The sequence below is a fragment of the Anaerotruncus sp. 80 genome, from assembly GCF_009936115.1.
Lineage (GTDB): Bacteria > Bacillota > Clostridia > Peptostreptococcales > Anaerovoracaceae > Senimuribacter > Senimuribacter intestinalis.
Genome location: NZ_QWES01000048.1, coordinates 1 through 8,922, shown reverse-complemented (window position 1 = coordinate 8,922; position 8,922 = coordinate 1). Strand labels below are relative to the sequence as shown.

General features: G+C 44.3%; 7 protein-coding genes. 6 read left to right on the top strand and 1 reads right to left on the bottom strand.

The annotated features are described in order from the left end of the window. From D1155_RS15260 to D1155_RS15250, 3 genes are all read left to right on the top strand, one after another. Nucleotides 1-242, top strand: a 242-nt coding sequence (locus D1155_RS15260) for a proline racemase family protein (protein ID WP_160203270.1), incomplete at its 5' end; no start/stop codon positions are given. Continuing rightward, on the top strand, nucleotides 242-1,423 hold the full coding sequence (locus D1155_RS15255; RefSeq protein WP_160203269.1) for a M20 family metallopeptidase: 1,182 nt from the start codon (nucleotides 242-244) through the stop codon (nucleotides 1,421-1,423). The genes D1155_RS15260 and D1155_RS15255, both read left to right, overlap by 1 nt. An 87-nt stretch (nucleotides 1,424-1,510) precedes the next feature. Beyond that, nucleotides 1,511-3,202: an AAA family ATPase gene (locus tag D1155_RS15250; protein WP_160203268.1), complete on the top strand. Its 1,692-nt coding sequence runs from the start codon at nucleotides 1,511-1,513 to the stop codon at nucleotides 3,200-3,202. Nucleotides 3,203-3,261: 59 nt separating this feature from the next. Here D1155_RS15250 and D1155_RS15245 read toward each other — a convergent pair whose 3' ends face one another. Then, entirely contained in the window at nucleotides 3,262-4,164 is a 903-nt protein-coding gene (locus D1155_RS15245) for a LysR family transcriptional regulator (RefSeq protein ID WP_161909517.1), read from the bottom strand. Between the two features lie 106 nt (nucleotides 4,165-4,270). On the opposite strand from D1155_RS15245, the gene D1155_RS15240 reads away from it, so the two are divergent. From D1155_RS15240 to D1155_RS15230, 3 genes are read left to right on the top strand one after another with little or no spacing between them, the layout of a single operon-like run. Beyond that, nucleotides 4,271-6,037, top strand: coding sequence for an amidohydrolase family protein (locus D1155_RS15240; RefSeq protein WP_160203266.1), 1,767 nt, complete (start codon nucleotides 4,271-4,273; stop codon nucleotides 6,035-6,037). 18 nt (nucleotides 6,038-6,055) lie between these two features. Then, nucleotides 6,056-7,453: a glycoside-pentoside-hexuronide (GPH):cation symporter gene (locus D1155_RS15235; protein WP_160203265.1), complete on the top strand. Its 1,398-nt coding sequence runs from the start codon at nucleotides 6,056-6,058 to the stop codon at nucleotides 7,451-7,453. Then, nucleotides 7,450-8,715, top strand: a complete 1,266-nt coding sequence (locus D1155_RS15230; RefSeq protein ID WP_160203264.1) for an aminopeptidase P N-terminal domain-containing protein — start codon at nucleotides 7,450-7,452, stop codon at nucleotides 8,713-8,715. The genes D1155_RS15235 and D1155_RS15230 overlap by 4 nt, the downstream gene beginning before the upstream one ends. Nucleotides 8,716-8,922 lie beyond the last annotated feature (207 nt).

Genomic DNA, 8,922 nt, shown 5'->3' with positions numbered 1-8,922 from the left:
CTTCAGCGCTGGCAGCGGTACTTCATGGAAAAGGGAGACTGCATGAGGGGAAGAAACTTGAAAACCGGGGGATTTCCAGTATACCGTTTGTTGTGACGATCGAAGAGACAGAAAGAGGGCAGGTGATACCGACCATTCACAGCAGGGCCTACCTAATGGGGAAGGGAAGCATTCTGCTGGAAGAGGATGATCCGCTGCAGGATGGGTTTTCAATGAAATGCGGAAAAGAAGTTGAAATTTAATGGAAGAAGGGATAAAACTGATGAATTTTGAAGAAAGAGCAAAAGAAATCAGCGGTCAAATTATAGAAGATCGCAGGTATTTGCATTCCCATGCGGAATTTGGCATGGAACTGCCGGAAACCATATCTTATGTAAAGAGGCGTCTTACGGAGATGGGCTATGCACCGGTTTCATGTGGTGGCGGGATTATTGCTGATATTGGTAAAGGTGAGCACGCTGTACTAATCCGGGCAGATATGGACGCATTAAAAGTAGAAGAAGAAAATGATCTGCCATTTCGTTCTCAGAGGAAGATTTCACATATGTGCGGTCATGATTTACATACTGCAATGCTTCTTGGAACAGCAAAACTGCTAAAAGATTGCGAAGATAAGCTGTGCGGCACGGTAAGGCTCATGTTTCAGCCAGGCGAAGAGGTCATGGGCGGTGCAAAAGCGATGCTGAAAGATGGTGTGCTTTCAAATCCGAGTATAGAAGCTGCGTTCAGCATTCATGTTGTTACAACACAAGAAAATGGTGTGCTGTCTTTTAAACCAGGCGCAGCTTTTTCATCGGTGGATCTTTTTTCTATTCAGGTAGAAGGAAAAGGTGGACATGGATCAGCTCTTGAATATACAGTGGACCCGATTAAAGCTGCTGTTCAAATCTATCAGGGGATAGAAGGTATTGTGGCTAGAGAAAGCAGCATGTTTCATTCTGCAACCTGCTCCATCGGTCATTTTGAAGGAGGGGAATTGTCAAATATTATTCCTCAGACTGCAGTGATGGAGGGAACTTTGCGCTGCTTTGACGAAAAGGATAGACAGAGAATTTTGAATCGAATCTATAAACTTTTGGAAGGCATAGCAATTTCAACAGATACGAAGTGCACAGCAAAGATGAATTCACTGCCTGCACTGAAAAATAGCAGTGCACTATGCGAAAAGATTGCGCCGTTTCTGCAGGAAATGAAGGAACTTACAATTTGCCAGGCGACATTGCCGTGGTCAGCTTCAGAGGATTTTGCCTTTGTTGCGGAAAAAATCCCGACAATGTATATGCTTCTAGGTGTAGGAGGCACAGATATGCCGCCTAATCACAGCCCCAAAGCGATTTTTCAGGAGGATAAGATGCATCTTGGAAGTGCGGCTTTGGCATTAGCTGCATATCAATATTTGCTTGAACCGATATGTATTAGGTGAGAGATGATAAGTTTATTTGATTGGCTCTTGTGATTTTCCTGTTTTTCATGTATACTATAGGTACGAAGAAAAAGAGGTGAGTCGAAGATGGATAAGAAGAGAATTCCCATTGGATTTGAGGATTTTAAAGAAATTAAAGAAAACAATCTATACTTTGTAGATAAAACACAGATGATACGGGAAATATTAGATGGCAGTAAAGTAACGCTGCTCACAAGACCTCGCCGTTTTGGTAAAACCCTGAATCTTTCCATGCTTCGCCGTTTCTTTGAAGATGAGAGAACGCCGGAAGGTGAGAGGATAGACAATCGCCATCTCTTTGAAGGGCTTGCTATCATGGGCTCCGGAGAAAAGTATCTTGCGCACATGGGGCAGTACCCTGTGATTTCTTTATCGCTAAAATCAGCCAAACAAAGTGACTTTGCAATGGCGTACACTATGTTAAAACGGGAAATTGCTGCAGAGTTTTCCAGACATCAGTACGTACTTGCTGGAAAAATGAACGGAAACGCACAGGAAAAATACGAGGCGCTTCTAAAAGAAAGAGAAGATGCTTCTCTATATGCAGACGCAATCCGATTTCTGTCCGAGTGCCTGTACAAATATCATGGGAAGGAAGCAATTATTCTCATTGACGAATACGACGTACCTTTAGAGTGTGCATATTTCGGTGGATTTTACGATGAAATGATTGGCTTCATCCGCTCCCTCTTTGAGTCCGCCCTGAAAACCAATCCCTATCTGAAGTTTGGCGTAGTGACAGGATGCCTTAGAATCAGCAGGGAGAGCATTTTTACAGGACTGAACAATTTAGAGATTCATTCCATTATCAGCGAGAATTACAGCAGCTGTTTTGGCTTTACGGGTGAAGAAGTGCAGGAGATGCTTGCCTATTATGACCTTTCTGACAGGTTTTGCGAGGCAAGGGACTGGTATGACGGTTATCTCTTTGGAAATAGAGAGATTTACAATCCGTGGAGCATTTTAAACTATACGAAAAGCGTGCTGTCGGGTAATCAAATTTCAACCAAACCCTATTGGTCCAACACTTCCAGCAACGGAATTGTAAAGGAACTTGTGGAGGATGCCGACGATATGACTCGCCAGGAGCTGGAGATTTTGATGGAAGGCGGCACCATAGAAAAACCGGTTCATGAAGAAATAACCTATGGAGATATTCACACATCGAAAGATAATCTGTGGAACTTTTTGTTCTTCACAGGATATCTAAAGATGAAAAGCCAGCGAATAGAGAAACGGAATATCTATATTGAAATGGCGATTCCCAACGAGGAGATTGCATCCATTTATGAACAAAGCATCAAAGAATGGTTCGACCAAAAGATAGCAAATGTGGATAGAAGTAGTCTCATTAGGGCTTTCGAAGAAGGCGACTGCGAAGCGGCTGAGAACTTCATCAGCCAGCAGCTGATGGACACTATCAGCTACTTCGATTATGCGGAGAGCTATTACCATGGATTTTTGACAGGGCTTTTGAAGAATGCAGGTCGGTATATGGTGCAGTCCAATCGTGAGAGTGGAACGGGCAGACCGGACATTATACTGAAAACCCAGGCTATCCGCAGAGGACAGGTCATTATCTTAGAATTGAAAGCAGCAGGAAGCGTTGCGGAGATGGCGGCAAAATGCGATGAAGGTCTTGCGCAGATTGAAGCACAGCAGTACGCAAAGCCGTTTCTGGCGGAAGGTTATCCCCGTGTGAGCAAATATGCCATTGCATTTTACAAGAAAGAGTGCATGGTGAAGAAAGCAGAATAAGGATTAGAATAGAAAAATGACTGCAAAGATGCGATTTGGCATCATTTTGCAGTCGTTTTTTAATTGTTTTGAAATGAATCTAAAATATAACTGCGAAAAGCTGTGTGTGCACTGCGAAGCGTTTTGCCTTTGGATTTCGGATAGACCAGATAGGTGGACATCAATGCAATGGAACAGTCTTTATCGATGGGAATAGCTTTGATCCCATTGCCGGTGCACTTGTTTGCAATGGATTCTGAAACTAATACATTTGTACTTGCAGAACGCACCAAATCCAGGATGATATCGGCGTCGTAGGTGTCGTAGGGAGATTCTTTTAGGGAAATCCCATGATTCTGAAAATAGTTGGCAGCAAGCGCCTGCGATGGTGTATTTTTTCTGCCGATATGAAGGGACAGGTCAGAAATCATATCCGTATGAATCGAAGTAATTCCGGGAAGGAAGTCCTCTTTTGTCAGAAGATAGGAAAATTCCTTCGTGAGCTCGATAAAACTTAAATTGCTTTTTGACGGAATGGGACCTTTGATAAACGCAAAGTCCAGTTCGCCTTTTTCAAGCAGATCCAGAGCAGGATGGGTGTCTAAAACTGTGATGTCAATGGATAACTCCGGAGTTCTTGCCATATAGTCATTTAGCAGCTGCCTGAGGTTTGACATTTTATAAAAAGGAAAAACAGCGATTCTTAATGGTGCAGATGCGTAATCTTTGGTCGCACGAAAATGATCCTGCAGTGCTTTTAAGGTATCAGTGACAGTCTGCGCATAATGGCAAAAATCTTCGCCATCTTTGGTTAAAGACACACTGTGAGTATCCCTTTTGAAAAGTCTGACATTCAACTCTTTCTCCAGTGCAAGAATGCGCCGGGAGATGGAGGACTGGGAAACATATAAGGCTTCTGCTGCTTTGGAAAAACTTTTATGTTTAGCGACTTCTAATACGTAATAGATTTGCTGAAGCTCCATGGCGTGCTCCTTTCTTCTGTTATGCGTCTTGCGCATAACCATATTATATAACGGTATTTCCAATTCTGTCAATATTCAGATAGAATAAAAGTGAAAGGAGGAAGCGATGAAGGACATGATGGATATTTTGTTTCAGAACGGCATGTTGATTGACGGAACTGGAAAGCCAGCAATAAATGCGAATTTAGCGGTAAAAGACGGTAGAATTGCATACATCGGCGGTGAAACACCAAATGCGCGGGAAATCATAGATGCGGACGGACTTTTCGTTGCGCCGGGTTTTATAGATATACATTCTCATGGAGATTTTACGCTGCCGGTCTACAGGCAGGCGGAAAGTGCGATCGGGCAGGGCATCACTACGGTGGTCGGTGGAAATTGCGGTATGAGCCCAAGCCCTTGTCCAGCCTTTTATAGCCAGTTTCCCTTTGAGGAGCGAGCCGTTGCAAGGATTCTTCCGATGCCTATAGGCGGTATCAATCCGGGCTTTGTACAGGTTTTGCCAACGGAAGTGCTTAGACCTGCGTATCGGGAAACTTTTGGCGAGGATTTGGACTGGAAAAGCTTTGCAGAATATGCAGATCATATCAATCAAGGTACTGGCGTAAATCTTGCGGCTTATGCGGGTCATGGACAAATCCGTTTGCAGGTGATGGGCTGTGATTATGCAAGGACAGCTACAGAGCAGGAACGCAAAGAAATCCTTCGTCTTTGTGAAAAAACCATGGAGGAAGGTGCCATTGGCATTTCTTTGGGACTTGACTACGAACCGGGATTTTTTGCAGATGATGAAGAACTGGAGGCTATCGCAAAGTGCGTAGCAGAAAAGAGCAAAATTCTGGCAGTTCACTGGCAGCAGCGACCGGTACGCGCTGGAAAACTTAATCCGCAGCACAAACCGTTAGACGGCATTATGGAAATGCTGGAGCTTGCGAAAAAGACAGGCGTGCATCTGCATCTAAGTCATCTGTTTATGGTTTTTGCAGCAGAAAAAGATAGCGCAGCATGTGCACAGGATTTGCTGAAATGTATACAGCAGTACCGGGAAATGGGGGCTCACATTACATATGATACGTTGGTAAGCTATACGGGAGGTGATTACTTCTATCCAAAGATTGGACAAAGATTTCAGCCGTATGTAGTGCAGGCAGGTGGTCTAAAAGCTTTTTCAGATGCACTGAAAGTGGGAAATTACAGGAATATGGTTGCGGCAGATATCAAAGCAGGAAGGCACCCTTCGGCAAGCGTGATGACTCGCATTGACCCGCAGACGATGCCGGGATTTGGACGCAGCATGGTAATTACTTCCTGCTGTGAGAAAGCTGTAATAGGAAAATCAATTGGAGCACTTTGTGATGAATGGAAGTGTGATGTGGTAGATGTGCTGCTAAAGCTGCTTGCCATGGATCCATATGTCTGCTGGAACATGTGGACAGATAACAGCATTTCCCCTGAATCGGAGGTTTATCTCTCTCAAAAGGACATGGCAGTGGGACTTGATGTATCTCCGATAAATTATAACAGCACTGCGCCTTTTCCAGAAGGGGATTATCCGGAAAACTGCAAATCGACAGGCGCTTACTGCGGCTTTGTCAAGTATTTGAAATCGGATTTGGGAACGCTGGAACACCGCATTGCACAGATGACAGGAATTCCTGCGGGGATTCTTGGCTGGAAGGACAGAGGCGTTTTAGAAAAAGATGCAGCCGCCGATTTGGTCGTATTTAACCGGGAAAAACTGGATCCAAGGGAAGATTTTCTGCATCCGCAGATGCAGCCCTGCGGCATCGAGCACGTTTTAGTGCAAGGGAAATTCGCCCTGAAAAGCGGCGGATTAACAGGGGGATTATATGGGAAAATTGTATCCGTGTAAGAAAAAGGAGGAACAACAATGGAAGATAAAACTTTGCAGACAGGCAGACTGCCTTGGAAGGTAAAAATCTGCTATGCAACAGGTGCTTTTTCGAAGAACATTCTAGCTGTTAGTACAGCAGCGTACTTATTATTCTTTTATACAGACATCTGCGGTGTAGATCCGAAAATCGCATCTACCATCATTCTGGCAGCGAAGATTTGGGATATTATCAATGATCCGATGATGGGTGCTATTGTAGATAAGTCCCATTCAAAAGAGGGGAAGTGCCGTATCTGGCTGAAATACTTCTCTGTTCCAGCAGGTATTATTTTGGCGCTGACATTCTTTATGCCGGGATTTTCAAGTACAGGCAAGGCAGTTTGGGTAGCGGTTACCTACGTGCTGCAGGGCATGGCAAGTACCGTACTTTTGATTCCGATGAATACTCTTCTTGGCAGAATCACAATCGACCGTCAGGAAAGAGCGCAGATTACCCAGCTTGCAGGTTTCATCGGCATGGCGGGCACTTACTTCGTAACAGGTTTTACCATGAAACTGGTTGGCATTTTTGGCGGAGCAGATATGCAAAAAGGCTTTATGTATATGGGTATGGTTTTCGGTGTTCTGTATATGATTGGTCATCTGGTTGTGTATTTTGGAACAAAGGGCTACGATGCGGATCCATATGAAACTGAAACCGTAGAGAACATTGAACAGTCAAAGGCATCTGTAAAGGAAGTTTTACAGGCACTGATGAAGAACTGGCCGTGGCTGTGCTGCATCGGACTGTACATGTTCCTGCTGCTGGGAGATTCACTGGCACAGTCTTCTATGCCGTTCTATTTCCAGTATAATCATGCGGGTATGACAGATGCAATGTATCTGGCGTATTCCAACATGACAACCATTTCTTCATTCGCAGGAATCTTCCTGATGCAGATTTTTATTAAAAAATTTGGAAATGCCGGAACGGCTGCTATCGGCTGCCTGATGGCATCTGCCGGATATCTGTTCAGGTTCATTTTGCAGGACAGCAGCATGCTGATTATGAATGCAGGCTGGATTATCAGCGGATTTGGCAGCGGCCTGGTTGCAATGACAATCATTCTTAACATCTTTGACGCAAAAGTATATGGCGAATGGAAAACAGGTGTTGACAACGAAGCCATTCTGATGAGCGGATTCTCAGTTTCCTATAAAATCGGCATGGCAATTGGCGGACCGATTGCAGGATATCTGCTTCTGCTGGTTCCTTACGTGCAGGGAGCTGAGCAGCAGGCTGACAGTGTATTATCTATGTGGATGGCAGAGAACACTTTAATTCCGGGAATTGCTACAGTTATTTCATTGGTATTTGCAATTTTGATTATCAAGAACGAAAAGAAAGTACCGCAGATGAGAAAAGAGATTGAAGAGAGGAAGAAATCTGCATGAGTATTACAAGAGAAGAATATGCAAACCGAAGAAAGCAACTTTCTGAAAAATTAGAACCGGGATATCCTATGCTGCTTTTTTCAGGAGAGCCAACGCCCCAATGGAATGAAATCGACTATCCTTTCGAGGTGGACCGGAACTTCTACTATCTGACAGGAATTGATGTACCGGGATGTATTCTGGTTATGATGAAAAACGGGTCGGCACTTATGGAACAGCTATTTGTTCCTCACAGCAGCAGCTACGACAAAACTTACTTTGGACCTGAAAAGCAGCCGGACTACTATACGGAGCTTTCAGGAATCAGAGTTGTCGGCTTCACAGAAGATTTCAAAGAGCAGGTGCTCATGGTGCATTTTATGTGTTTTCCGGTATCAAAGGTCTATACCGGCAGCGCCAATCAGGCACTGCAGCCTGATACTGAGGCAAACAGACTCTTTTCACAGCTTAGGGCAAGCTATCCTGCGCTGCGCATAGAAAATATTGCCGAGGAAATCTATCAGATGCGTGCAATCAAGAGCGAGGCTGAGATAAAGCTGACAAAAGAGGCCATTGATATTACAAGGGAAGGCATGCTTTCAGTGATGAAGCATATCAAGCCGGGTATGTATGAATATGAGGCAGAAGCCTACATTGACTTTGAAGCGGTCAAAAGAGGCAGCCGTATCATCGACATTATAGCAAGTCTGCAGGGCGGAGAAAATGCCACGAGACTGCACTATAAAGAACATACGGATAAACTCAATGACGGAGACCTTTTGCTCATGGATATCGGTACTAATCGGGAGTATTATAATTCCGACGTGACCAGAACCATTCCGGTAAATGGTAAATTCACAGAAGAGCAGAAGCACTGGTACAACATCGTGCTGAAAGCTCAAGAAATGATTATCGCTAGGATGGGTCCGGGAAAATCAAGACAAGGTATCAATACTGAAGCAAGAGAAATGCTTGGACGAGAACTTCGCGCAGCAGGTCTGATCGATGAAAATCAGCCGGTAAATATGACGACAGCCAAGAACTGGGCGGCGTCCAATCCAGCGGATCACTGCATCGGACTTTTGTGCCACGATGTAGGGAGTGAAGCAGGAATTTTCGAGCCAGGTATGATTTTTACCGTAGAACCGGGTGTGTATCTGAAGGATTTGGGTCTCGGTATCCGTATTGAGGACGATGTGCTGATTACAGAAACCGGTGTGGAAATTCTGTCAGCAGGAATTCCAAAGACGGTAGAAGAAATCGAAGCTATCATGAAAAAATAACAGGTTAAGGCACATGGCACAGGTCATGTGCCTTGCTTAAATCATCATAGGGGAGGTAACAGAAATGAAAATTATCAATCAAAATGATATTGACAAGGTCGTACAACCAAAGGAAATGGTAGAAGTCGTAGCGAAAGCCTTCGACATCTATGGAAAAGGAGAATTTGCCATGCCAGAGCGGTATGGCTTTGAAGAAGGTGGCATGAC